Origin of the sequence: Crenobacter cavernae, assembly GCF_003355495.1 — a bacterium.
Lineage (GTDB): Bacteria > Pseudomonadota > Gammaproteobacteria > Burkholderiales > Chromobacteriaceae > Crenobacter > Crenobacter cavernae.
This window is the reverse complement of the sequence record NZ_CP031337.1, coordinates 750,634-774,527: the sequence shown is the minus strand read 5'-3', so window position 1 is coordinate 774,527 and position 23,894 is coordinate 750,634. Positions and strand designations below refer to the sequence as shown.

23 protein-coding genes are annotated in these 23,894 nt (G+C 66.6%); 9 read left to right on the top strand and 14 right to left on the bottom strand.

The window, feature by feature from the left end; genetic code table 11:
• Positions 1–12 precede the first annotated feature (12 nt).
• Both DWG20_RS03810 and DWG20_RS03805 read left to right on the top strand, forming a co-directional pair.
• Positions 13–429 carry an acyl-CoA thioesterase gene (locus tag DWG20_RS03810; RefSeq protein WP_115432557.1) on the top strand — a complete coding sequence of 139 codons (417 nt, stop codon included), beginning with the start codon at positions 13–15 and terminating at the stop codon, positions 427–429.
• A gap of 20 nt (positions 430–449) precedes the next feature.
• Positions 450–941 carry a TlpA family protein disulfide reductase gene (locus DWG20_RS03805; RefSeq protein WP_115432556.1) on the top strand — a complete coding sequence of 164 codons (492 nt, stop codon included), beginning with the start codon at positions 450–452 and terminating at the stop codon, positions 939–941.
• An 86-nt stretch (positions 942–1,027) separates the two neighbouring features.
• Here the strand turns inward: DWG20_RS03805 and DWG20_RS03800 are convergent, their stop codons facing one another.
• From DWG20_RS03800 to def, 8 genes are all read right to left on the bottom strand, one after another.
• Positions 1,028–1,783, bottom strand: coding sequence for a HesA/MoeB/ThiF family protein (locus DWG20_RS03800; RefSeq protein ID WP_115432555.1), 756 nt, complete (start codon positions 1,781–1,783; stop codon positions 1,028–1,030).
• A gap of 68 nt (positions 1,784–1,851) precedes the next feature.
• Positions 1,852–3,123: a sigma-54-dependent transcriptional regulator gene (locus tag DWG20_RS03795; protein ID WP_115432554.1), complete on the bottom strand. Its 1,272-nt coding sequence runs from the start codon at positions 3,121–3,123 to the stop codon at positions 1,852–1,854.
• Positions 3,123–5,231 carry a sensor histidine kinase gene (locus tag DWG20_RS03790; RefSeq protein WP_115432553.1) on the bottom strand — a complete coding sequence of 703 codons (2,109 nt, stop codon included), beginning with the start codon at positions 5,229–5,231 and terminating at the stop codon, positions 3,123–3,125. The genes DWG20_RS03795 and DWG20_RS03790 overlap by 1 nt, the downstream gene beginning before the upstream one ends.
• Positions 5,231–5,800, bottom strand: coding sequence for a DUF4390 domain-containing protein (locus DWG20_RS03785; RefSeq protein WP_245944762.1), 570 nt, complete (start codon positions 5,798–5,800; stop codon positions 5,231–5,233). The genes DWG20_RS03790 and DWG20_RS03785 overlap by 1 nt, the downstream gene beginning before the upstream one ends.
• Positions 5,787–7,037, bottom strand: a complete 1,251-nt coding sequence (rsmB, locus tag DWG20_RS03780) for a 16S rRNA (cytosine(967)-C(5))-methyltransferase RsmB (RefSeq protein WP_115432551.1) — start codon at positions 7,035–7,037, stop codon at positions 5,787–5,789. Before rsmB ends, DWG20_RS03785 begins: the two co-directional genes overlap by 14 nt.
• Positions 7,038–7,111: 74 nt before the next feature.
• Complete coding sequence (gene htpX / locus DWG20_RS03775) at positions 7,112–7,966, bottom strand: zinc metalloprotease HtpX (protein ID WP_115432550.1); 855 nt, start codon at positions 7,964–7,966, stop codon at positions 7,112–7,114.
• 60 nt (positions 7,967–8,026) lie between these two features.
• On the bottom strand, positions 8,027–8,947 hold the full coding sequence (gene fmt, locus DWG20_RS03770; protein WP_115432549.1) for a methionyl-tRNA formyltransferase: 921 nt from the start codon (positions 8,945–8,947) through the stop codon (positions 8,027–8,029).
• 99 nt (positions 8,948–9,046) lie between these two features.
• Complete coding sequence (gene def, locus DWG20_RS03765) at positions 9,047–9,550, bottom strand: peptide deformylase (protein WP_115432548.1); 504 nt, start codon at positions 9,548–9,550, stop codon at positions 9,047–9,049.
• A 197-nt stretch (positions 9,551–9,747) separates the two neighbouring features.
• Here def and DWG20_RS03760 point away from each other — a divergent pair, with 197 nt between their 5' ends.
• The 5 genes from DWG20_RS03760 to DWG20_RS03740 all read left to right on the top strand — a co-directional run bounded on the left by DWG20_RS03760 (position 9,748) and on the right by DWG20_RS03740 (position 15,502).
• Positions 9,748–10,716, top strand: a complete 969-nt coding sequence (locus tag DWG20_RS03760) for a LysM peptidoglycan-binding domain-containing protein (RefSeq protein WP_245944761.1) — start codon at positions 9,748–9,750, stop codon at positions 10,714–10,716.
• A complete protein-coding gene (gene dprA, locus DWG20_RS03755; protein ID WP_115432546.1) occupies positions 10,716–11,828 on the top strand; it encodes a DNA-processing protein DprA in 1,113 nt (370 codons plus the stop codon). Before DWG20_RS03760 ends, dprA begins: the two co-directional genes overlap by 1 nt.
• A 28-nt stretch (positions 11,829–11,856) precedes the next feature.
• Positions 11,857–12,315: a Smg family protein gene (locus DWG20_RS03750; protein WP_115432545.1), complete on the top strand. Its 459-nt coding sequence runs from the start codon at positions 11,857–11,859 to the stop codon at positions 12,313–12,315.
• A gap of 163 nt (positions 12,316–12,478) precedes the next feature.
• Positions 12,479–14,779, top strand: a complete 2,301-nt coding sequence (gene topA, locus DWG20_RS03745) for a type I DNA topoisomerase (RefSeq protein ID WP_115432544.1) — start codon at positions 12,479–12,481, stop codon at positions 14,777–14,779.
• Between the two features lie 342 nt (positions 14,780–15,121).
• Positions 15,122–15,502, top strand: a complete 381-nt coding sequence (locus DWG20_RS03740; RefSeq protein ID WP_115432543.1) for a hypothetical protein — start codon at positions 15,122–15,124, stop codon at positions 15,500–15,502.
• A gap of 124 nt (positions 15,503–15,626) precedes the next feature.
• Here DWG20_RS03740 and DWG20_RS03735 read toward each other — a convergent pair whose 3' ends face one another.
• The 5 genes from DWG20_RS03735 to DWG20_RS03715 form a co-directional block, all read right to left on the bottom strand.
• Positions 15,627–16,007: a diacylglycerol kinase gene (locus DWG20_RS03735; RefSeq protein WP_115432542.1), complete on the bottom strand. Its 381-nt coding sequence runs from the start codon at positions 16,005–16,007 to the stop codon at positions 15,627–15,629.
• On the bottom strand, positions 16,004–17,116 hold the full coding sequence (locus tag DWG20_RS03730; RefSeq protein ID WP_245944760.1) for an FAD:protein FMN transferase: 1,113 nt from the start codon (positions 17,114–17,116) through the stop codon (positions 16,004–16,006). Before DWG20_RS03730 ends, DWG20_RS03735 begins: the two co-directional genes overlap by 4 nt.
• An 8-nt stretch (positions 17,117–17,124) precedes the next feature.
• Complete coding sequence (gene gshB / locus DWG20_RS03725) at positions 17,125–18,075, bottom strand: glutathione synthase (protein WP_115432541.1); 951 nt, start codon at positions 18,073–18,075, stop codon at positions 17,125–17,127.
• Between the two features lie 93 nt (positions 18,076–18,168).
• Complete coding sequence (gshA, locus tag DWG20_RS03720) at positions 18,169–19,452, bottom strand: glutamate--cysteine ligase (RefSeq protein ID WP_115432540.1); 1,284 nt, start codon at positions 19,450–19,452, stop codon at positions 18,169–18,171.
• 91 nt (positions 19,453–19,543) lie between these two features.
• Positions 19,544–20,491 (bottom strand): carbohydrate kinase family protein, encoded by a 948-nt coding sequence (locus DWG20_RS03715; protein ID WP_115432539.1) that lies wholly within the window; start codon positions 20,489–20,491, stop codon positions 19,544–19,546.
• 146 nt (positions 20,492–20,637) lie between these two features.
• Here DWG20_RS03715 and DWG20_RS03710 point away from each other — a divergent pair, with 146 nt between their 5' ends.
• A complete protein-coding gene (locus tag DWG20_RS03710; protein WP_115432538.1) occupies positions 20,638–21,138 on the top strand; it encodes a TlpA family protein disulfide reductase in 501 nt (166 codons plus the stop codon).
• Between the two features lie 93 nt (positions 21,139–21,231).
• Positions 21,232–21,696, top strand: a complete 465-nt coding sequence (locus DWG20_RS03705; RefSeq protein WP_115432537.1) for a GNAT family N-acetyltransferase — start codon at positions 21,232–21,234, stop codon at positions 21,694–21,696.
• A gap of 72 nt (positions 21,697–21,768) precedes the next feature.
• On the opposite strand, the gene DWG20_RS03700 is transcribed toward DWG20_RS03705, so the two are convergent.
• A complete protein-coding gene (locus tag DWG20_RS03700; protein WP_115432536.1) occupies positions 21,769–23,790 on the bottom strand; it encodes an NADPH-dependent 2,4-dienoyl-CoA reductase in 2,022 nt (673 codons plus the stop codon).
• Positions 23,791–23,894: the final 104 nt, after the last annotated feature.

Sequence of the window (23,894 nt, the reverse complement as noted above, 5' to 3'; positions counted from 1 at the left end):
ACGAGGAATAACATGCCGCATCTGACGTCTATCAAGGTAAGGGGCTATCATCTCGATCTTTACGGTCACGTGAATAATGCGCGCTATCTCGAGTTTCTCGAGGAGGCGCGCTGGACCTTCTTCGAGGAGCACGGCGACCTGCCGTGGTTCCTGTCGTCCGGCCTCGCGCTGGTGGTGGTCAACATCAATATCGATTACCGCCGGCCGGCGCTGATGAACGAGGAACTGGCGGTGTCGAGCGGCGTGAAGAGCATCGGCCGCCGCAGCGCGGTGATCCACCAGCGCGTGATGCTGGCCGGCACCGGCACGGTGGTCGCCGAGGCCGACGTCACCTTCGTCGTGTTCGACGGAAAACTCGGCCGCGCGGTCGAGCTCGACGGGCGGCTCAAGGAACTTCTCGAGGCGATGCGGGACCAAGACGCAGACTGAATGAGCAGGAAAGAGGCAAGATGAAAAAGGGCATATTGATCGTTGTGGGCCTGGTGGTGCTGGCGCTGGCCGGCTATACGCTGTGGTTCGACAAGGCGGGCGCGCCGCAGGTCGCGTACACGTCGATCGAAGGCAAGACCGCGAGCACCGACAGCCTGAAGGGCAAGGTGGTGCTGGTGAACTTCTGGGCGACCAGCTGTCCGGGCTGCATCCAGGAAATGCCAGAGCTGAAGAAGACGCACGAGCGCTACGCGCCTCAGGGCTATGAGACGGTCGCGGTGGCGATGAGCTATGACCCGCCGAACTACGTGCACGCCTACGTCAGCGACAAGCAGCTGCCGTTCTTCGTCGTGCTCGACAGCCAGGGTTCGATCGCCAAGGCCTTCGGCGACGTGCAGCTGACGCCGACCTCGATCCTGATCGGCAAGGACGGCAACGTGATCAAGCGCTTCGTCGGCGTGCCCGATTTCACCGAGCTGAACGGCCTGATCGAGAAAGCGATCAAGGCCTAGCGCTCGGCCAACGTTTCCGCTGCATAGCAAAACCCCCGCTCGAGAGCGGGGGTTTTCGTTGGTGCGGGGGCTGAAGGTTGGCCGAGCTAGTGAGCGCCGCACACCGGGCAGCCCGGGTCGCGCGGTACCTTCATGGCGCGGAAGTCGCCGGTCAGCGCGTCGTACAGCGTCAGCCTGCCGAGCGCCGGTTTCAGCCCCGACAAGAGTTTCACCGCCTCGACCGCCTGCAGGCTGCCGATCACGCCGACCAAGGGCGACAAGACGCCGAAGGTCGCGCACGGCCCGTCGGTCGCCTCGCCTTCCTCGGGGAACAGGCAGTGGTAGCACGGCGACGCAGGATCGCGCGCGTCGAACACCGCCAGCTGCCCCGAGAAGCGCACCGCCGCTCCCGAAACCAGCGGCACGCGCGCGAATACTGCCGCCTTGTTCACCGCGTGGCGCGTCGCGAAGTTGTCCGAGCAGTCGAGCACCAGGTCGTGCGCTGCGACGAGCTCGGTCAACCTTGCGCCTTCGAGGCGTTCGGCGACCGGCGTGACGGCGATGTCCGGATTCATCGCCCGCATGCGCTTGGCCGCCGACTCGGCCTTGCCGTGGCCGAGGCTCGCGGTGTCGTGCGCGATCTGGCGCTGCAGATTGGTCAATTCGACCACGTCATCGTCGACGATGGTCAGATGGCCGACGCCGGCGCTCGCCAGATAAAGCGCGACCGGCGAGCCGAGGCCGCCGGCGCCGATGATCAGCGCGCGCGACGCGAGCAGGCGTTCCTGCCCGGCGATGTCGATCTCGGGCAGCAGGATGTGACGGCTGTAGCGGAGCAGGGTGGTATCGTTCAATTCGGTCATGGCGGGTCACATGCAAAGGGGCCGCTTGAGCGGCCCCGTTCTTCAGTGCGTGGGCTCGCGGCCCGGCGCTATGATTCTTCGGCGGTCTTGCGGGCGAACTTGATCCCGAGCTGCTTGAGCTTGCGGTACAAGTGGGTGCGCTCGAGGCCGACCTTCTGCGCCACCCGGCTCATATTGCCGTTTTCCAGCGTGATATGGTACTCGAAGTAGCGGCGTTCGAGCTGTTCGCGCAGTTCGCGCAGCGGCATGTTGAAGTCGAAGCCGGTCTCTTCGACCGGTTTTTCGTGGCGGAACTGCGCGAGCACCTTGTTGACCTCGGGCGCGTCGATGTCGTCGGCGTCGGCGGTCAGCGCGAGGCTCTTGATGATGCTCTTCAGCTGCTCCAGGTTGCCCGGCCAGTCGTACTGGCGCAGTGCGTTCAGCGCGGCGGTGGTCAGCCGGTGCGTCGGCACCTGCTTCGATTCGACCAGTTCGGTGAGGATCTGCTCGGCGACGAAGATGATGTCCTCGGCGTGTTCCTTCAGCGGCGGGATCGGCACGATCACGCTCGACAGCGCGGTCAACAGCCGGTTGTCGCACTCCGGGTCGACCAGCAATTCCTGCAGCGGACGGCTGCACGAGCACACCAGGCGCACGTTGAAGCGGTCGAGCTTGGACAGGAGGAACAACAGGCCCTGCTGGATGCGGCGGTTGTACTGGCCGATCTCGGGCAGGTAGAGCACGCCGTTGTTCGCCTTCTGCAAGAGTTCGAGCGGCGCGTCGGCCAGCTGCTCGAGCTTGGCCGGCGTCACCCACGGCGTGTTGCCGTGGTGGAAGAAGCGCGCGACGAGCTCGAAGCCCGAACCCGACTCGCCGGTCAACAGCACCGGCGACTTCACCTTGACGACTCTTTCGAGCTGGCGCTTCAGTTCCTGGATCGGTTCGCTCTTGCCGAGCTTGTCGAGCGACAGCGAGGTGTTGGCCTGCATGTCGCCGTACTTGAGCGCGCGCTGTACGGTGGACAGCAGTTTTTGCAAGGCGATCGGCTTTTCGAGGAAGTCGAACGCGCCGATGCGCGTCGCCTCGACGGCGGTGTCGATGCTGGCGTGGCCGGACATCATCACCACCGGCATGTTCAGCAGGCCGGACTTCGCCCATTCCTTGAGCAGCGTGACACCGTCGCAGTCGGGCATCCAGATGTCCAAGAGGACGAGCGCCGGGCGCGTCTGGTTGCGCAGTTGACGGGCGACCTCGGCATTTTCCGCCAGCGCCACCGTATATCCTTCGTCTTGCAGGATCTCCGACAACAGCTCACGAATGCCGATTTCGTCGTCAACGATCAAGATGTCACTGCTACGCATTAGGCCTCCAGCAATGGCAGGGTGAGGAGGATACGCGCGCCGTGCGGCTCGACGTTGACGAGCGCGACCTGGCCTTTGTGTTCCTCGACGATTTTTTTCACCACCGCGAGCCCCAGTCCCGTCCCCTTGGACTTGCTGGTGACGTAGGGCTCGAATGCGCGGGGCAGGATGTCGGGGTTGAAGCCTGGTCCGTTGTCTTCGACGCTGACGACGGCGTTCCTCCCTTCGAGTCGGCTGCTAATTTGAATCATCGGGATGCCAGCGTCAAGGACCGCGTCCTGCGCGTTCTGGATCAGGTTGTGCAGAACCTGCCGCAACAGCGCGGCATCTCCCATGATCGACAGGCTTTCTCCGGAAAACTCGGCCTTCACAGCCGGGTTGGTTTCATACAGCGTCAGCACTTCGCGCAGCACCTGGTCGAGGTTCAGCGGCGCCAGCTGCGTGCGCGGCGCGCGCGCGTAGTCGCGGAAGGCGTCGACCATGCCTTTCAATGCAGCGACCTGCTTGACGATGGTGTCGGTCGAGCGACGCAGCATATCGGCATCCGGGCCTTCGAGCTTGTCGGCCAGCTTCATCGCCAGGCGCTCGGCCGACAGCTGGATCGGCGTCAGCGGGTTGCGGATCTCGTGCGCGAGGCGCTTGGCGACTTCGCCCCACGCCGCGTCGCGCTGCGCGCGCGCCAGCTGGGTGATGTCGTCGAACACCATCACGTAGCCGCTGCCCGATGCCTCGGGCAGGCGCGCGCCGCGCAGCACCAGCATGCGCGTGCCGTTCTGCGCGGCGAAGTCGATCTGCTGCTGCCAGTCCGGGCTGCCGTTGCCGCCGGCGTGTTCGAGCAGGGTGTCGACCAGAGGCGAGAGCGCCGCGTGCTTGTCGCGCCAGGACGGGAAGGGTTCGTCCGCCAGCGCTTCGAAGTCGGCACCGAGGATGCGCGCCGCGCTGTGGTTGGCGGCCCTGAGGTGCCAGTCGGCGTCGAAGGCCATCACGCCGGCGGTCAGGTTGGCGAGCACGCCTTCCAGGTAGAGTTTGGCCGCTTCCAGTTCCTGGCGGTTTTCCTCGGCGAGGTGGCGCGTGTCCTCGAGCTGCTGCGTCATCCGGTTGAACATCGTCGTCAGCACGCCGAGCTCGTCGCGCCGGTAGACCGGGTGGCGGCGCGAGAAGTCGCCCTGCGCGACCGCGCGGGTGCCGGCCGCCAGCTCCGACAGCGGCGCCGACAAGCGCTCGGACAGAAACAGCGCAAAGGCGAGCGCGGCGGTCAGTGCCAACAGCAGCGCCAACAGCAGCGTCAGCATGTAGAAGGTCTTCAGGCCGTCGCGGGACAGCAGCAACTGGCGGTAGTCGGCGCGCGCCGCCTCGATCATCTCGGCGTCGCGCGCGATCGCCGTCGGCGCCGGCTGTTCCAGTGCCAGCACGCGCGACTCCTCGTTCGGCGTGCGGTAGGGCAAGAGCACCTTGAGCACCAGTTCGTCGCCGCTGTTCTCGATGCTCTTCAGCGGTACGCGGCTCCCCAGCCGGCGCAAGGTGTCGAACGAAGGCGGCATCGGCGTCGCGGCGGTGTCGGGCGACACCGCGAACGCGACGAGCTGGCCGGTCCGGGTGAAGATGGCTGCCTGTCTCAGGCCGAACTGCTCGCGCAGCTGCTCGAGCCGGGCGGGCAACAGCGAGTCGGGGCTGCCGTCGATGTCGGCGAGCACGACGCGGCTCTTGCGCGCGACGTCGTCGAGCACGTACTCGAGCGCGTTGCGCCCGAGCCCGAGCCCCCTGTCGAGCGCCGATTCGACCCTGACGTCGAACCAGCTCTCGATGCTGTGCGTGAGGAACTGCGCCGAGATGGTGAACACGAGCACGCCGGGCACTAGCGCGACGACGGCGAACATCGCCATCAGCTTCTGTGTGAGCTTGGCGCCGAAGATGCGGTTCTTCAGCCGTTTGCGCAGGCGGAACAGCTGGCGGCCGAGCACGCCGGCGAGCGACAGGAAGAGCAGCACGTTGAGGCCGAACACCCACCAGTAGTACTCGGCCAACTTCGACGTGTTGCCGGTGGCGACCGCCAACAGGTAGAGCAGGATGGCGGCGAGCGTGGCGCCGGCGATCGCCAGATAGCGCATCAGCTGGCCTCTTTGACGCCGATGCCGACCCAGCCCGACGACAGCGCCCAGTCGGACGAGCCGAAGGCGTTGAACTGGAACGGCTTGGGCAGTTCGGTGATGTCGAGTTCCAGCCGCGCGCGCGCCTTCACGTCGCCCGCCTCGACGCCGGACAGCGTGCCCGGTTCGAGCACGCGCCAGCCGCGGATGCTGCCGATGGCCGACAGCGCCTCGGCGAGGCTGCTATAGAAGCGCGGCAGCGTGCCGATGGTGACGCGGTAGCGGTTGGTCAGCGACTGGTAGGAGAGCTTGAAGGTCAGCGACGCGTGCGGCTCGAACCAGTTCGAGACGTCGAGCTTGTACGCCTCGGTGCGCGGCCGTGTCAGCTCGAAGTCGAGCCGGAAGGTCAGCGGCACCCCCTGCGACAGCGCGTCGGCAAGCGTAGGCGGCAGCCGGGTCTGGAAGCGGGTATTGAGCGAGAGCTGTCCGTCGACGATCTCGGCTTCGGCGCGGCCGGCGGTGATGTTGTCGGCAAAGGCGGTAAGGGCGATGGCGAACCACAGCCCCAGCACCAGGCTAACGTTTCTCAAGCAGCGCGTAGTAAAAGCCGTCATGGCGCTCGCACGGGATCAGCGCTTCGTCGCCCAGATGGGTCGCGTCGGGATGACGCGTCAGGAAGGCGGCCAGCTGCTGGCGGTTTTCTTCGGGAAAAATCGAGCAGGTAGCGTAAAGCATTTTGCCGCCGCTGGCGAGGCAGGGCCACAGCGCGTCGAGCATCGCCGCCTGCTGGCGCGCGAGCCCGGCAAAGTCGCCCGGACGGCGCAGCCACTTGATGTCCGGGTGGCGGCGCACGACGCCCGATGCCGAGCACGGCACGTCGGCGAGGATGCGGTCGAACGGCACGCCATCCCACCAGGTATTGGGCTGTGCCGCGTCGGCGGCTTTCAGCGTGGCCGAGAGTCGCAAGCGGTCGAGGTTTTCCTCGACGCGTTTCAATCGCGCGGCGTCGACGTCGAGCGCGGTCAGGTCGACGTCGGCCAGCTCGAGGATGTGGCCGGTCTTGCCGCCGGGTGCCGCGCACGCGTCGAGCACGCGCTGGCCTTCCTTCACGTCGAGCCGGATCGCCGCAGCTTGCGCGCCGAAGTCCTGCACCGACACGACGCCGTCGGCGAAGCCGGGCAGGTCGCGCACCGGCACCGGACGGGCCAGCCGGACCGCGCCGTCGGACAGCTTCTCGGCGTCCAGCCCGGCCTCGGCCAAGGTCGCCAGATAGGCGTCGGCGTCGGCGTGGCGGCGGTTGACGCGCAGGGTCATCGGCGGATGGCCGTTGTCGGCCTCTACGATCGCCAGCCACTGCTTCGGGAACGCCTGTTTGAGCTTGTCGACCCACCAGCGCGGGTGGTTGGTGCCGGCCTCGAGGTCGCGCGACGCGCGCGTCAAGAGCTCCTGCTGCTGGCGCTGGAAGTTGCGCAGCGTGCCGTTGGCCAGACCCTTGAAGCGGCCGCCGGCGAACTTGCTCGCCTCGGTCACCGCCTGGTCGACCACCGCATACGGGGCGGTACGCGTGTAGGCGAGCTGGTAGATCGCGACGGTCAACAGGCGCTCGAGCGCCGGCTCCGGCAGCGCGCGCGGCACCAGCTGGCGCAGGATGAAGCGCAGCTCGGCCAGACGGCGCACGCTGCCATAGGCGAGGTCCTGCAGCGCGGCGCGGTTGCCGGGCGGCAGGTCGGGGTGGCGCTGCCAGATTTCGGCGAGCGCGTCGGTCAGGGTGCGGCCTTCGTCGATGCGAGCGAGGACGTGGGCGGCGAGGGTCTGGATGCTGGACATGGGTTTCTTCTAAAACGATACCAGCCACGGCGTCTCTGCCGTGGCTGGTATCTAAAGGTTGGCCGAGGGGCGCGTCAGCCGTGGCCGGCGGCGATCGCCTGCAGGCGCGCGATGCGCTCCTCGGTGTGCGGGTGGGTGCGGAACAGGCCGGACACGCCGCCGCCGGACAGCGGGTTGATGATCATCATCTGCGCCGTTTCCGGGTGCGCCTCGGCCGCGTACATCGGCAGGCCCTGCGCGTAGCGTTCGATCTTGTACAGCGCGTTGGCGAGCGCCAGCGGGTCGCCCGAGATCTCGGCGCCGCCGCGGTCGGCCTCGAATTCGCGCGCGCGCGAGATCGCCATCTGGATCAGGCTGGCGGCCAAGGGCGCGAGGATGGCGACCAGGATGCCGGCGATCGGGTTGACCGGGTGGCCGTCCTCGTCGCGCCCGCCGAAGAACACCGCGAAGTTGGCGAGCGCCGAGATCGCGCCGGCCATCGTCGCCGAGATGGTCGAGATCAAGGTGTCGCGATGCTTCACGTGCGCGAGTTCGTGTGCCATCACGCCTCTGAGTTCGCGGTAGTCGAGCAGGCGCATGATGCCAGTGGTCGCCGCGACGGCGGCGTTCTCGGGGTTGCGGCCGGTGGCGAACGCGTTAGGCTGGTCTTCGTGGATCACGTAGACGCGCGGCATCGGCAAGCCGGCGCGCTGCGCGAGTTCGGCGACCATGTTGTAGAGTTCGGGCGCGGTCGACGCGTCGACCTGCTGCGCGTTGTACATGCGCAACACCATCTTGTCCGAGTTCCAGTACGCCCAGACGTTCATCGCGCCGCCGAACAGCAGCGCGATCAGCATCCCGCCCTTGCCGCCTATCATCGCGCCGATGACGCCGAGCAGCGCGACGATCGCCGCCATCAATAGCGTGGTCTTGAACCAGTTGCCGCTCATCGCTTGCCCTCTTTAGGGGTGGTTGCTTTCGTTACAGATATGGGTCGCAGGCTTGGAAAATCAAGCGCCTAGCAACGTTCCCGCGAGCGGCGCCCGGCCTAAGACGAAGTCCCGCGCGCCCATCCGCTTGCCGCCCGGCGCCTGCAGTTCGGTGACGCGCACCGCGCCGGAACCGGCCGCGACGAGCACGCCGTTCGCGTCGGCGTGCAGTACCTCGCCCGGCCGGCCGTTGCCGTCTGTGGCCTCGGCCAACCACAGCTTCAGCGCTTGTCCCTCGAGCACCGTGAATGCGCCCGGCACCGGGTTGAACGCGCGGATGCGCCGAGCGATCGTCTCGGCGTCCTGCATCCAGTCGACCTCGGCCTCGGCCTTGGAAAGCTTCTGTGCGTAGGTGACGCCGTCATGGGGCTGCGTCTCTTCTACCAGCTGATCGAGCTCGGCCAGTGCCGCGACGATCGCTTCGGCGCCGGCCTCGGCCAACTTGTCGTGCAGCGTCGCGCCGGTCTCTGTAGGCGCGATGTCGACCTTGTGCGTGAGCAGCATGTCGCCGGTGTCGAGGCCGGCGTCCATCTGCATGATGACGACGCCCGATTCGGCATCGCCCGCCTCGATCGCGCGCTGGATCGGCGCGGCGCCGCGCCAGCGCGGCAACAGCGACGCGTGGATGTTGAGACAGCCGCGTGCGGGGATGTCGAGCACCGCCTGCGGCAGGATCAGCCCGTAGGCGGCGACCACCATCACGTCGGCGTTGACCTCGGTCAGCATCGCCTGCGCGTCGGGCGTCTTCAGCGACACCGGCTGCTCGACGGTGAGGCCGTGCTCGAGCGCCAGCGCCTTGACCGGGCTCGGCTTCAGTTTCATGCCGCGGCCGGCGGGGCGGTCGGGCTGCGTCAGCACCAGCGCGATCTCGTGGCCGGCGGCGATCAGCGCGGCGAGCGCGGCGGCGGCGAAGTCGGGGGTTCCGGCAAAAATCAGTTTCATCGGGCGGTATCGCTCGCAGTGAAAAGACGTTGGCCGAGCCTTAAGCTCGGCCAACGTTGGGGTGGGACGATCCGTGGGGCTCGCAGGCGAGCGTGCCGGTCACAGCGTGTTCTTTTCGCGCTTTCTCAGCTTGGTCTTGATGCGTTCCTGCTTCATCGGAGACAGGTATTCGACGAAGACCTTGCCGTTCAGATGGTCGATCTCGTGCTGGATGCAGATCGCCAATAGCCCGTCGGTCTCGATCTCGAACGGCTCGCCGTTGCGGTCCTCGGCGCGCACCTTCACCCACTCGGAGCGGTGCACCTTGTCGTAGATGCCGGGCACCGACAGGCAGCCCTCCTCGTACACCGTGTCGCCGCGGCGTTCGACGATCTCCGGGTTGATGAAGGCGGTCAGGCCGGTCTTGTCTTCCGTCACGTCGATCACCACCAGGCGTTCGTGGACGTTGACCTGGGTGGCCGCCAGGCCGATGCCGTGCGCCTCGTACATGGTCTCGGCCATGTCGTCGACCAGCGTGCGGATGCGGTCGTCGACCGTGGCGATCGGTTTGGCCACGGTATGCAGCCTCTCGTCGGGGTAATGCAGAATATTCAGCAATGCCATCTTGCCGGGTCACTCCATGTAGTCGTAGTCGAGCGCAGCGACCGCCATTAGACTATGCACATTGCAAGTCTGCCCGTCGGGGCGAAACGACGCGCGAAGGCGTCGAACAATGGGTCACTTTAGCCATGCGTAAAACAATTATATCTCTGCTCGTCGGTCTAGGGCTGTCCGTTCCGGCTTTTGCCGATACTCTCTCGTTGCGTCCGGACGCGCCGCAGCGCTACGTGGTGGTCAAGGGCGACACCTTGTGGGGCATCTCCGCCCGCTATCTGAAGAACCCGTGGAAGTGGCCGAAGCTGTGGGACATGAACCGCGACGAGGTCAGAAATCCGCACCTGATCTACCCGGGCGAAGCGCTGCTGCTGACCTTCGTCGACGGCCAGCCGCGGCTGTCGCGTGAGGGCGGGCAGCGCAACGTCAAGCTGTCGCCGCGCATCCGCATCGAAGATGCGGACCGCGCGATCGCGAGCATCCCGTCCAGGCTGATCGAACCCTTCCTCAAGCGCCCGCTGGTGATCGACGAGAAGCAGTTCCAGGGCGCGCCGCGCCTGGTCGCCGGCCCGGAAGAGCGCGTCGTGCTGACCACCGGCGACAAGGCCTACGCGACCGGCCTGGCCGAGGGCGGCACCTGGCAGGCCTACCGTGCCGGCGTGCCGCTGCGTGACCCGGACACCGGAGAGAACCTCGGCTTCGAGGCGATCTACGGCGGCGACCTCGAGGTGCATAAGCTCGGCCAGGCGGGCGAGGCGCAAACGCTGCGCATCACCACCATCAGCGAGGAGATCCAGGTCGGCGACCGTCTGGTGCAGGCGCCGAAGGATACCTTCGTCAGCTACGCGCCGCACGCGCCCGAGAGCGACATCCGCGGCCGCGTGATGGCGGTGTACAACGGCGTCGCCGAGGCGGCGCAGTTCCAGAACCTGGTGATCAATCGTGGCCGTCGTAACGGCGTCGAGATCGGCCACGTGTTCACCGTGTTCAAGAAGGGCGGGGCGATCAAGGTCGCCGGCGAGGGCGGCAACAAGTCGCAGGTGCTGAAACTGCCGACCGAAGACGCCGGCACGCTGTTCGTCTACCGCGTGTTCGACAAGGTCGCGTATGCGCTGGTGATGCAAAGCCCGGTCGCGATCAACGTCGGCGACCCGTTCGGCAGCCCGCGCGACTGATGGACGCCGAACGCCGCGCGTGGCTGACGCTCGCGTTGACGCCGGGCCTGGGCCCGGTCGGGCTGCTCAAGCTGATCGGCGCCTTCGGCTCGGCAGGCATGGCGCTCGGCGCGCGGCGCGCGCAGCTTGCGCCACATATCGGTGAGGAAGCGGCCGACGCGCTTATCGCCGGCGCGGCCAAGGAGCGCGTCGAAGCGGCCGAAGTCTGGGTAGACGGCACGCAAGGCGCCTTCCTGTTGACCTTGCTCGACGACGACTACCCGGCGCCACTGGCCGAAACGCACGGCCCGCCGCCCTTGCTGTTCGCACGAGGCCGGCGCGAGTTGCTCGGGTTTCCGAAACTCGCGGTCGTCGGCAGCCGCAACGCGACGCCGCAGGGCCTCGACAACGCGCGCGCGTTCTCCCGTGAACTGGCCAAGGCCGGCTACACCATCGTCTCGGGACTCGCGAGCGGCATCGACGCCGCCGCGCACGAAGGCGCGCTCGCCGCGCCGGCGTCGACCATCGCGGTGATCGGCACCGGCATCGACCGCATCTACCCGGCGCGCAACCGCGAACTGGGGCTGAGGTTGGCCGAGCACGGGCTGATCCTGTCCGAATTTCCACTCGGCACCGGCGCGCTCGCGCACAATTTCCCGCGTCGCAACCGCGTCATCGCCGGGCTGTCGGTGGGCTGCCTGGTGGTCGAGGCGAACGTCGAATCGGGTTCGCTGATCACCGCGCGGCTCGCCGCCGAGGCTGGCCGCGAGGTACTAGCGATCCCGGGCTCGATCCACAACCCGCAGTCGCGCGGCTGCCATCGGCTGATCAAGGACGGCGCCAAGCTGGTCGAGACGGTCGACGACGTGCTCGCCGAGGTTGGCCGAGCGCCGGCGCCGCTTGCGCACATCGCGCCGGAAAAGACGGAAACGAGGCCCCAAGCGGTGGAGCGAGGGGAAGGGTTGGCCGAGCCGCCGCTGTTGGCGGCGATGGGCTACGACCCGGTCGACGTCGACACCTTGTCGGTGCGCCTCAAGTTGACGGCCGGGGAGGTTTACGCGATGCTGCTGGAGCTCGAACTGGAAGGGTGCGTGGCGGGTCTGCCCGGCGGCCGCTTCCAGCGCCTCTCCTGAATCCTGACCGTACCCCATAGAAGCCTTGATGTTTGACGTTCTCAGCTATCTGCTCGAAGAATACAGCGACCTTGAAACCTGCCCCGACCGCGACGACCTGTCGCGCCACCTCGTCGCCGCCGGCTTCGAGGACGACGAAATCGACGAGGCGCTCGACTGGGTCGAGCACCTGACGAGCGAATCGTCCGGCGTGTTCGACGGCGCCAACGATGCCTCCTCGATGCGCGTCTACAGCCGCGGCGAGCTTGAACACCTGCCGACCGAAGTGCGCGGCCTGATCCAGTTCCTCGAGGACAATAGCGGGCTGACGCCGGCGCAGCGCGAGCTGACGATAGACCGGCTGATGGCGCTGCCCGAAGACGACATCGACGTCGACCTCGCCAAACTGGTCGCGCTGATGGTGCTATGGAGCCAGCAAAGCGAGCTGCCCATCCTGGTCGGCGAAGAGCTGCTGGCGGCGATCCACGGCGAGCCGACGATGCAATAAAGCTTGAATCGGGGACAAGCGCCTCAACTTGAGGCGCAAGAGGCACGCTGTTACCATCGCGGCCTTTTGAACCTTATGCACAAGAGCGCCCCTTGCGCTCTTGTTTTGTTTGACGGATACAGGATGTGTCAGTCACTACGATGGAACCCCAGCGGACGCCGACATGCCTTCGAGCCTCTTGATCGTTGAATCGCCCTCCAAGGCGAAGACGCTGAAAAAATACCTGGGCGCGGACTTCGAAGTCCTCGCCTCCTACGGCCACGTGCGCGACCTGGTGCCGAAAAACGGCGCGGTCGACCCGGAAAAAGACTTCGCGATGAAGTACCAGCTGATCGCGAAGAACAGCAAGCACGTCGACGCGATCGTCTCCGCGGTGCGCGACGTCGACCACGTCTACCTGGCGACTGACCCGGACCGCGAAGGCGAAGCCATCTCGTGGCACCTGGTGCAGATCCTCGAGGGCAAGAAACTGCTCAAGGGCAAGACCGCGCAGCGCGTGGTGTTCCACGAGATCACCAAGAACGCGGTGCTCGATGCGATCCAGAACCCGCGCGACATCTCGCAGCCGCTGGTCGACGCGCAGCAGGCGCGCCGCGCGCTCGACTACCTGGTCGGCTTCAACCTGTCGCCCTTGTTGTGGAAGAAGATCCGCCGCGGCCTGTCCGCCGGCCGTGTGCAGAGCCCGGCCTTACGCCTGATCTGCGAGCGCGAGATCGAGATCCGCGCGTTCGAGACGCAGGAATACTGGTCGGTCCATCTGGCCAGCCACAAGGGCCGCACCAAGTTCGGCGCCAAGCTGACGCAGCTGGCCGGCCAGAAGCTCGACCAGTTCGACATCCCTGACGAAGAAACGCAGAAGGACATCCTCGCGCGCCTTGCCGGCCACCCGGCCGTCGTCGGCACGATCGAGAAGAAAAAGAAAACCCGCAACCCTGCCGCGCCGTTCACCACGTCGACGCTGCAGCAGGAAGCCGTGCGCAAGCTTGGCATGACGACCGACCGCACGATGCGCACCGCGCAGCAGCTGTACGAGGGCATGGACGTCGGCCAGGGGACCGTCGGTCTGATCACCTATATGCGTACCGACTCGGTGGCGCTGGCCGCCGAAGCGGTGACCGAGATCCGCCACTACATCGAGAACAAGTTCGACGCCGCGTCGCTGCCGAAGAACCCGGTCGCGTTCAAGAACAAGGCGAAGAACGCGCAGGAAGCGCACGAGGCGATCCGCCCGACGTCGATCTACCGCACGCCCGAGTCGGTCAAACCCTTCCTGACCGCCGACCAGTTCAAGCTCTACGAAATGGTGTGGAAACGGACGCTCGCCTGCCAGATGGCGCCGGCCAAGTTCGACACCACCAGCATCGACATCGCCGTCGGCGAAGGCGTGTTCCGCGCGACCGGTCAGGTGCTGGTGTTCGCCGGCTTCCTCGCGGTGTACGAGGAGGACGTCGACGACGCCGAGGACGAAGACAACGCCAAGCTGCCGGCGCTCGAAGAAGGCGAATCGCTGCCGGTCGACGCGATCACCGGCGAGCAGCACTTCACCCAGCCGCCGCCGCGCTTCTCGGAAGCGAGCCTGGTGAAGGCGCTCGAGGAGTTCGGCATCGGCCGCCCGTCGACCTATGCGAGCATCATCTCGACGCTGAAGGACCGCGAATACGTCGTGATCGACAAAAAGCGCTTCTTGCCGACCGATACCGGCGAGATCGTCAACAAATTCCTGACCGAGCACTTCGGCCAGTACGTCGACTACCACTTCACCGCCAAGCTCGAGGACCAGCTCGACGACATCGCCAACGGCGGCCGCCCGTGGGTGCCGGTGATGGACAGCTTCTGGAAGGGCTTTGCGAAGCAACTCGCCGAGAAGGAGGGCATCTCGCGCGCCGAGGTGACGACCGAGAGCCTCGACGAGGCGTGCCCGAAGTGCGAGAAGCCCTTGATCATCAAGTTCGGCAAGCGCGGCCGCTTCATCGCCTGCACCGGCTACCCGGACTGCGACTACACGCGCAACATCGGCGAGACCGCCGAGAGCGCCGCCGCCGAGGCCGAAGAGCCGACGGTGGTCGAAGGGCGCACCTGCCCCGAGTGCGGCGGCGAGCTGCACATCAAGAAGGGCCGCTACGGCAAGTTCATCGGCTGCGCCAACTATCCGAAGTGCAAGCACATCGAACCGCTGGAAAAGCCGCGCGACACCGGCGTGACCTGCCCCGAGTGCAAGACCGGCTCGCTGATCGAACGCAAGAGCCGCTACGGCAAGCTGTTCTACAGCTGCAACACCTATCCGAAGTGCAAGTACGCGACGTGGAACCCGCCGGTCGCCGAGCCGTGCCCGAAGTGCAACTGGCCGATCCTGACGATCAAGGTCACCAAGCGCCGCGGCACCGAGAAGGTCTGCCCGCAGAAGGAATGCGGTTACAGCGAGGTGATCGCCCCGCCCGAGCCCAAGGAAGAAAAGGTCGACTAAGACCTTGATTCGAAGACGGCGCCCCTTGGGGCGCCGTTTTTGTTGCTAAGCCCGCTCGGGTGAAGCCCGCAGCCTCGGCCAACCCCATGGCTTAAAACAAGGGTAAACCCGCGCCACATCGTTTACTTTACCCGTGAGGCATGGGCAAATAATAAACTTTATGCTGGTAAATCGCCGGGGCCGGTTTATAGTGATTACTGTAAGGGGCGTGGTTGGCCCTGATCCAGAAGCCAGGTTAGGCCTGGCAATTACGGCGCCAAGATGGGCCGGAATGCCAAGACAGGCATTAAACGCCGCCTTGTTCAGGCGGCGTTTTTATTCTTAAGAAGTTTTACGATCGCCATGAAACTTCACAGCAGTTTCTTTTTCACCGGCGGTTCGGTGTTGGCAGGTATCGCCTTTGTCAGTGAAGCATGGCCGATGTTGTTGTTGGCGCTGTTCGTGTTGTTCTTCGGGCTGGTACTGGCCGATCGCGAGCAGTTGGCCGGTCTGGACGCACGCGTGGCCGAAATGTTCCTGCCCCGCTGCGAATTGCCTCTCCTCCCTTTGGAAGGCTTCACGGGAGAAGGGCTGATCGGCTATCGCGCGGGCTACCCCGTGTACCGGGTGCTCAGGAGCCGCGATGCACGCTGGCAATTGCTCGGCACGGACGACGAGGTCAATGTCGTTGGCAATACGATCCGGGTCTGTCCCGGCTTGATCTACCGCCGTCTGGAAGACTGAACACCCCACCATCCGGTGAAAAGCGCCCCGCCCCCGCGGGGCGTTCCTCTTTGTGGCGCCCGTCCGGTACCGTGGCGCTCTTCAGCTCGGCCGAGGCTCGGCCAACCTTGTCGCTTCAAGCGACTTATCCCCACAGCACCAGCGCCCACATCGACGCGAGGTTGATCAGCCCCAGAAGCTGCGCGGCGCTGCCCATGTCCTTGGCGCGCTTGGCGAGCGGGTGGCGTTCGAGCGAGGTGTGGTCGACCGCCGCCTCGATCGCCGAGTTCAACAGTTCGATGATCAGCGTCGCCAGGCTGCTGGCGATCAACAGCGCGCGACCGACCCCAGTCGCGTCGATGAAGAAGGCCAGCGGAATCAGCGCCAGCGCCAATAGCGCCAACTGGCGGAACGCGTCTTCGTGGGTGAAGGCCGCCTTCAGGCCGTCGATCGAGTAGCCAAAGGCGTTGATCAGGCGCCTGACGCCGGTCTTGCCCTTGAACGGGCTTTCCTTGTGCGGATTCATGGTGTCAGCGTGTGCAGGGAAGAAGGTTTGGGGTCCAGCCATTCCAGGCGCGGCGCGAGCGTCGGGCTCACCCACACCGCGCCGCGGCCGTCGACGAGCAATACGTCGCGGGCGCCGAAACGGCGCGCGTAGTGTAACGCGGCTTTGGCGCCGGCGAAGTAGAGCGGCTTGGTCGCCGCGTCGGAGACGGCGCCGGCGTGCGGGCCCGGCGGCGCGATCAGCGTCGCGGCCTGCTGCGCGCAGTCGGTGTCGCCGTCGCGCGGGTCGACCAGGTGGCAGTGGCGGCGGCCGGCAAGTTCGAAGTAGCGCTGGTAGTCGCCGCTGGTGCCGACCGCCTCGCCGTCGGCAAGCGCCAGCACCGCCATCGCGCCCGCGCCGCGCGGCGCCATCAGGCCGACCTTCCACGGCGCGCCGTCCGGCTTCTTACCGATCGCCAGCACATTGCCGCCGATATTGACCAGGGCCGACGCGACGCCGGCTCTTTTCAAGGTGTCGCGCGCACGGTCGAGCGCCCAGCCCTTGGCGATGCCGCCGAAGTCGAGCTGTACCCGGGGGTTGGCCGAGCTCAGTGTCGTGCCGTCGAGCGACAGCTCGGCCATCACCGGCCGCGCGGCGACGAGCTCGGCCAAGGTTTTGGCCGGCGGCGCAAGCGGCGCGTAGTGGTCGGCGTGAAAGCCCCACGCCTTGACCAGTGCGCCGATCGCCGGGTTGAACAGCTCGTCGGAGCGGCGCGCGTAGTCCTGCGACAGCGAAACCAGTTCGGCGACCTCAGGCGGGATCGAAACGGTGTTGCCGGCGGCGAGCGCCGCGTTGATCCGCACCAGCGCGCTGCCGGCCTGCCACGGGTGCAGTTCGCGGTGCAGGCGGTCGAGGTCGGCGAGCACCGCGCCTACGGCTTGCCGTGCGGTGGCGTCCGGTACGCCGGCGACGGTGATCTCGATGCGCGTGCCGAAGGCGTAGCTTTCCTGCCGGTACGGCTCGGGTGCGCGTTGGCAGCCGGCGAGCGCGGCGAAGGTGGCGAGCAGGGCCAGGGTTGGCCGAGCGCTGCGCCCGCGCGACGGCGGTGCCGTCCCTAAGCCTTTTTCCTGCGACGTGTATGGGTGCTGCAAACCGTTCTTTACGCCGTCTGCCCGCACGCGGCTTCCAGCGCGTCGATATAGAGGCCGGCGACGTCGATGCCGCTCTGGTCCATGATCTCCCTGAAGCAGGTCGGGCTGGTGACGTTGACCTCGGTCAGGTAGTCGCCGATTACGTCGAGCCCGGCGAACAGGATGCCGCGGCGTACCAGTTCCGGGCCGAGCGCCTCGGCGATCTCACGGTCGCGCTTCGTCAGCTCGCGCGCGACACCGGTGCCGCCGGCGGCGAGGTTGCCGCGCGTCTCGCCGGCCAGCGGCACGCGCGCGAGGCAGAAGTCGACCGGCTTGCCGCCGATCACGATCACACGCTTGTCGCCGTCGCGGATCTCGGGGATGTAGCGCTGCGCCATCACCGTGCGCGTGCCGCGCCGGCTGATCGTCTCGATAATCACCGTCAGGTTCGCGTCCTGCGGCGTGACGCGGAAGATGCTGTCGCCGCCCATGCTGTCGAGCGGCTTCAGGATCACGTCCTGGTGCTGGTTGACGAAGGCGCGCAGGCGCGAGGGTTCGGCCGAGACCAGCGTCGGCGACGTGTAGTCGGCGAAGTTCAGGATGGCGAGCTTCTCGTTGAAGTCGCGCATCGCCTGGCCGCTGTTGAATACCTTGGCGCCCTGCTGCTCGGCCAACGTCAGCAGCTGGGTCGCGTACAGGTATTCGAGGTCGAACGGCGGGTCTTTCCTCATCAGCACCGCGTCGAACGCGAATAGCGGGTGACGCTCGGTGTCGCCGCGCTTGAACCATTCGCCCTTGTCGCCGGTGAGCGTGATGCGCGCGACATCGGCGAGCACGCGGCCGCCCTCGATCGCCAACTGGTGCGCCTCGCAAGCGAACAGCGCGTGGCCGCGCTTCGCGGCCGCCTCCATCATGGCGAAGGTGGTGTCCTTGTAGATCTTGAAGTGTTCGAGCGGGTCGGCGATGACGAGGATGCGCATGGCGGTCTTTCGAGTCGGGCGTCGGGGATTCGGATTAAGGGTAGCTCAAGCGACGCCGCCCCGGCGGGCGGGGCGGCGGTTCGGGGCGGGTGCTCAGTGCGCGTCCGGGTCGGTCGCCTCGAGCTCGTACGCCGCGGCCAACAGCGCGAGCCTGGAGATCACGCCGTAGGCGTAGAAGCGGTTCGGCGGGCAGTCGGGCGCGCCCTTCCTGTCGGGCAGGCACGGCGATTCGAACGACAGCGGCACGAAGTGCATGCCCGGCGCGTTCAGGTTCTCGTGGATGCCGCGGCCGGTGTGCACGCGGTAGAAGCCGCCGACGACGAAGTGGTCGATCATGTAGACGACCGGCTCGGCGACCGCCTCGTTGACGCTCTCGAAGGTGTACACGCCCTCCTGGACGATCACCTCGGACACCTCGAGCCCTTCCTTGACCACCGCCATCTTGTTGCGCTGCTTGCGGTTCAGCCCGACGAGTTCCTCGCCCGACTTCACGCTCATCACGCCCATGCCGTAGGTGCCGGCGTCGGCCTTGACGATGACGAACGGCTCCTGGTCGATGCCGTACTCGTCGTACTTGGCGCGGATCTTGGCGATCAGCGCGTCGACGGTCGCCGCGAGTTCTTCTTCGCCCTGGCGGCTGTGGAAGTCGAGCCCGGCGCAGCGCTCGAAGTAGGGGTTGATGAACCACGGGTCGATCGACAACAGCTTCGAGAAGTCGGCGGCGACCTTGTCGTAGGCGTCGAAGAAATGGGTCTTGCGGCGCACCGCCCAGCCGGCGTGCAAGGGCGGCAGCAGGTTCTGTTCGAGGTCCTTCAGGATGTCGGGCAGGCCGGCCGACAGGTCGTTGTTCAAGAGCACCATGCACGGGTTGAAGCCGTCCTCGAGCAGCACGCGCCGTCCCTGGCGCATGAGCGGCTCGACGGTGACGGTGTCGCCGTTGGCGGCTACAAGCTCGGTCGGCGCGGTGATCTCGGGGTTCAGCGAACCTAAGCGCACCTTGAGGCCGGCCTGTTCGAGGATGTGCACCAGCGTCGCGACGTTCTGCAGGTAGTAGGCGTTGCGCGTGTGGTTTTCCGGGATCAAGAGGACGCTCTTCGCCTCCGGACAGATTTTCTCGACCGCCGCCATCGTCGCCTGCACCGCGAGCGGCATGAAGTCGGGGTTCAGGTTGTTGAAGCCGCCGGGGAACAGGTTCATGTCGACCGGTGCGAGCTTGAAGCCGCTGTTTCTCAGGTCGACCGAGCCGTAGAACGGCGCGGCGTGCTGGTGCCACTGGCTGCGGAACCAGTGTTCGATCTGCGGCTGGGCCGCGAGGATGCGCGTTTCGAGCTCGAGCAGCGGGCCCTGCAGCGCGGTGGTGAGGTGGGGTACCGGCATGGCGTTCCCTAATGAAGGTGAATGCAACTTATCCATGGTGGGGGTTGCTACCGCGGTCTTCAACCCTTGCTGCATGACGATTAAGCGTCGCTTAGCGCAACGGCCAACCGTGACCATAGGCGCGGCGGTAGCGCGCGGCGAGGCTATCAATATCGAAACGGTGGTTCTGCGCGCCCGATTGCTCGGCGACGAGCGCGCCCAGAAGGCTCGCGACGTGGCCGGTGTCGGCCCAGGAAAGGCCGTGCGCGAGGCCGTACAAGAGGCCGGCGCGGTAGGCGTCGCCGCAGCCGGCCGGGTCTGCCAGTTCGGCTTCGAGCGCGGCAGCGGGGATGGAAAGCCGCTCGCCGCCGGTGTAGATGTCGGAGCCGGCCGCGCCGCGCGTGACGATCAGCGCGTCGACCTTGTCGGCGATCTCGGCTAAGGTCAGGCCGGCCCGCTGCAGCAGCAGTTCCGATTCGTAGTCGTTGACGGTGACGTAGGCCGCGGCGTCGATCAGCCCGATGAGTTCGTCGCGCGCGAACAGCGGCAGCTCCTGGCCCGGGTCGAACACGAAGGGGATGCCGGCGGCGCTCAGTTCTTCGGCGAACTTCAGCGTGCCTTCGCGGCCGCTCGGGGCGACGATGGCGAGCTTGGGCAACGTCGGCAGGTCGGCGACGCTGCACTCGGCCGAGCGATCCATCGCGCCCGGGTGGAAGGCGGTGATCTGGTTGGCGTCCACGTCGCTGATGATGAAGCACTGCGCGGTGTACGCGTCGGGCAGCACGCGGATCGCGTCGGTTTCGACGCCGTTGGCCGCCAAATGGGCTCGATACGGCGCGAAGTCGGCGCCCACCGCGCCGAGCACCCACGGCGCTTCGCCGAGCAGGCCCAGCGTGTAGGCGATGTTGCCGGCGCAGCCGCCCCATTCGCGGCGCATGACGGGCACGCGGAACGCGGCCGACAGCTTGGCGAGGTGATCGGGCAGGATGTGATCGGCGAAACGGTCTTCGAAGGCGAGCAGGGTGTCGAAGGCCAGCGACCCGCAGACGAGGAGACTCATGGCGGCTTTCGGGTAGACGATGGCCGATTTTACCACGCCCGGAACCGGCGGCCGCGCGGCCGGTCAAGCACGGGCGGCGCGCATCGCCGATAAAGGGAGGGCGCGCTTACAATCGACGCCTCCCGACCTTCGCCAAGGAAACCCGAATGAAAAACCGAATCGTCACAACCCGGCTGCTGAGCATCGCGCTGGCGGCCTGTCTAGCCGCCGCCGCGCTGCCGGCCTCGGCCAACCCGGTGTTTGCCGGCGCGCGCTTCGCCGATCTGTCCGGCCGGCCGGTGAGCCTCGACGTGTTCAAGGGCAAGGTCACCGTGGTCAATTTCTGGGCGACCTGGTGTGCACCGTGCCGCGAAGAGATGCCGATGCTCGACAAGGTCGCGCGCGAGCTGAAGGGCCGCGGCATGACGATGGTCGGCATCGCACTCGACCAGCCGGCCGAGGTCAGACCCTTCGTCAAGCAACTGAAGATCGGCTACCCGGTGTGGATGGGCGACGCGAACACGATGAATCTGATGCGCGGCCTCGGCAACCCGTCGGGCGGTCTGCCGTACACCGTGGTGCTCGACCGCGACGGCAAGGTCGTCGCGCGATTGCTCGGCGCCGTCAGCGAGGCCAACCTGCGCGCGGCGGTCGAACCGCGGCTGTGACGCGCGTCGAGGTGCGGCAGTAGGGAATCTCCGGACTTCATTCGGCGCGGGCGAGGAATAAACTGCGCTGATATCCGTCCCTTCTTGCCCGCCATGACACCGTACCCCGTGACCGTGCGCGAAGCCCGCCTCCAGGATGCCGATACCGTGGCCGACCTGGTGCTGGCGCTGATGGCCGAAATCTGCGCCCGCACCGACCTGCGCCATTCGGCGTTCGACGTCGCTGAAAACCGTCAATCCTGCCGCGAACGGCTGAACGGCGGCGAGACCCGCGCGCTGATCGCCGAAATGGCCGGCCGCGCCGTCGGCGTCGCCACCCTCGCCAGCGCCGAAGGCATCGGCGTCGTGCAGGAGTGCTACGTGCGCCCCGAATGGCGCTCGCACGGTGTAGGCCAACGCCTGTTGTGTGAGGCGCAGACGCTGGGTCGCGCCGACGGCTGGCGCGCGCTCGAAGTCACCACGCCGCCGCTGCCCGCGTTTGCCCGCTCCTTCGCCTTCTACCAGGCCAACGGCCTCGCGCCGGTGGCGGGGCGCAAGATGCGGCGCACGCTCGACTGATTCGTTTGCCCTTATTCGTCAAAAAGCTCGGCCAACCTTATGAAGGTTGGCCGAGCTTTTTTTAAGAACGAATCAGATCGCGAGCGCGAGGCGCGTGCCCTGGTCGATCGCGCGCTTGGCGTCCAGCTCCGTCGCGACGTCGGCGCCGCCGATCAGGTGCACCGGCTTGCCGAGCGCCTTCAAGGGCTCGGCCAACTCGCGCAGCGGCTCCTGGCCGGCGCAGACGATCACGTTGTCGACCGCGAGCGTCGCCTCCTCGCCGCCTATCGTCACGTGCAGGCCGGCGTCGTCGATGCGGTCGTAGCTGACGCCGCCCTGCATCTCTACGCCCTTCATCTTCAGGCTCGCGCGGTGGATCCAGCCGGTAGTCTTGCCGAGCTTTTCGCCGGGCTTGCTGTTCTTGCGCTGCAGCAGCCACACCTTGCGCGGACTCGGGTGCGGCTGCGGGCCCTGCGGCGCGAGGCCGCCGGGGCGGCTGACGTTCATGTCAACGCCCCACTCGGTCATGAAGGCGGACGGATCGAGCGACGTCGATTCGCCGTCCTGCGTCAGGTATTCGGCGACGTCGAAGCCGATGCCGCCGGCGCCGATGATCGCCACCGTCTTGCCTACCGGCTTGTTGTGGCGCAATACATCCAAATAGCTCAAGACCTTCGGATGGTCGATGCCGTCGACGTCGGGCAGGCGCGGCGCGATGCCGGTGGCGAGCACGACCTCGTCGAAGCGTTCGAGGTCCGACGCGGCGACACGTTGGCCGAGCTTAACTTGAACGCCGGCCGACTTCAGCCGTTCGCCAAAGTAGCGCAACGTCTCGTGGAATTCTTCCTTGCCGGGGATCTGCTTGGCGATATTGAACTGGCCGCCGATCTGATCCGCCGCGTCGAACAAGGTCACCGCGTGGCCGCGCTCGGCGGCGGTGCACGAAAATGCGAGGCCGGCCGGGCCCGCGCCTACGACGGCGATCGTCTTCTTCATCGTCGCCGGTTCGACCTTGAGCTCGGTCTCGCGACACGCGAAGGGGTTGACGAGGCACGACGTCAGCCGGCCCTGGAAGATGTGGTCGAGACAGGCCTGGTTGCAGCCGATGCAGGTGTTGATCGTCTCGGGCTTGCCGGCCGCCGCCTTGGCGACGAAGGCCGGGTCGGCGAGGAAGGGCCGCGCCATCGACACCATGTCGGCCGAGCCTTCGGCGAGGATTTGTTCGGCGACCTCGGGCGTGTTGATGCGGTTGGTGGTGATCAAGGGCAGCTTCACCTCGCCCTTGAGGCGGCGGGTCACCCATGAGAAGCCGCCGCGCGGCACCATGGTTGCGATGGTCGGCACGCGCGCCTCGTGCCAGCCGATGCCGGTGTTGATGATCGTCGCGCCGGCCTTTTCGACCTCCTTGGCGAGCGCGACGACTTCATCCCACGAGCTGCCGTCGTCGACCAGGTCGAGCATAGATAGCCGGTAGATGATGATGAAGTCGGGACCCGTCGCCGCGCGTACGGCTTTCAGCACTTCGAGTGGGAAGCGGATGCGGTTCTCGAACGCGCCGCCCCAACGATCGGTGCGGTGGTTGGTGCGGCGCGCGATGAACTGGTTGATCAGATAGCCCTCGGAACCCATCACCTCGACGCCGTCGTAGCCGGCGGCTTGAGCGAGCCTCGCGCAGCGCGCGAAATCGGCGATGGTGCGCTCGATGTCATCTTCGCTCATCTCGTGCGGCGTGTAGAAGTTGACCGGCGCGAGCAATGCAGACGGCGCGACCAGCGTTTCCTGATAGCTGTAGCGCCCGGTGTGCAGGATCTGCAGCGCGATCTTGCCGCCTGCTTCGTGCACCGCGTCGGTGACGAGGCGGTGGTGGGGCACCTCTGCTTCGTCCGTGAGCATCGCCGCGCCCTCGGCGACGCGGCCTTCCTCGTTCGGCGCCACGCCGCCGGTGACGATCAGGCCGACGCCGCCGCGCGCGCGCTCGGCGTAGAAGGCGGCCATCTTTTCGAAGCCTTGCGGCGCCTCTTCGAGGCCGGTGTGCATCGACCCCATCAGCACGCGGTTTTTCAGCGTCGTGAAGCCCAGGTCGAGCGGGGCGAGCAAGGCGGGGTAAGCGGTCATGGGGGCATCCTCGTGTTGGCCACCTTATGAATGATGGTCGTTGTGGTCTTGTTAGCCAGAAACGACCTTACTTACTGCTTGGTAAGTTGTCAACGCGATGACGC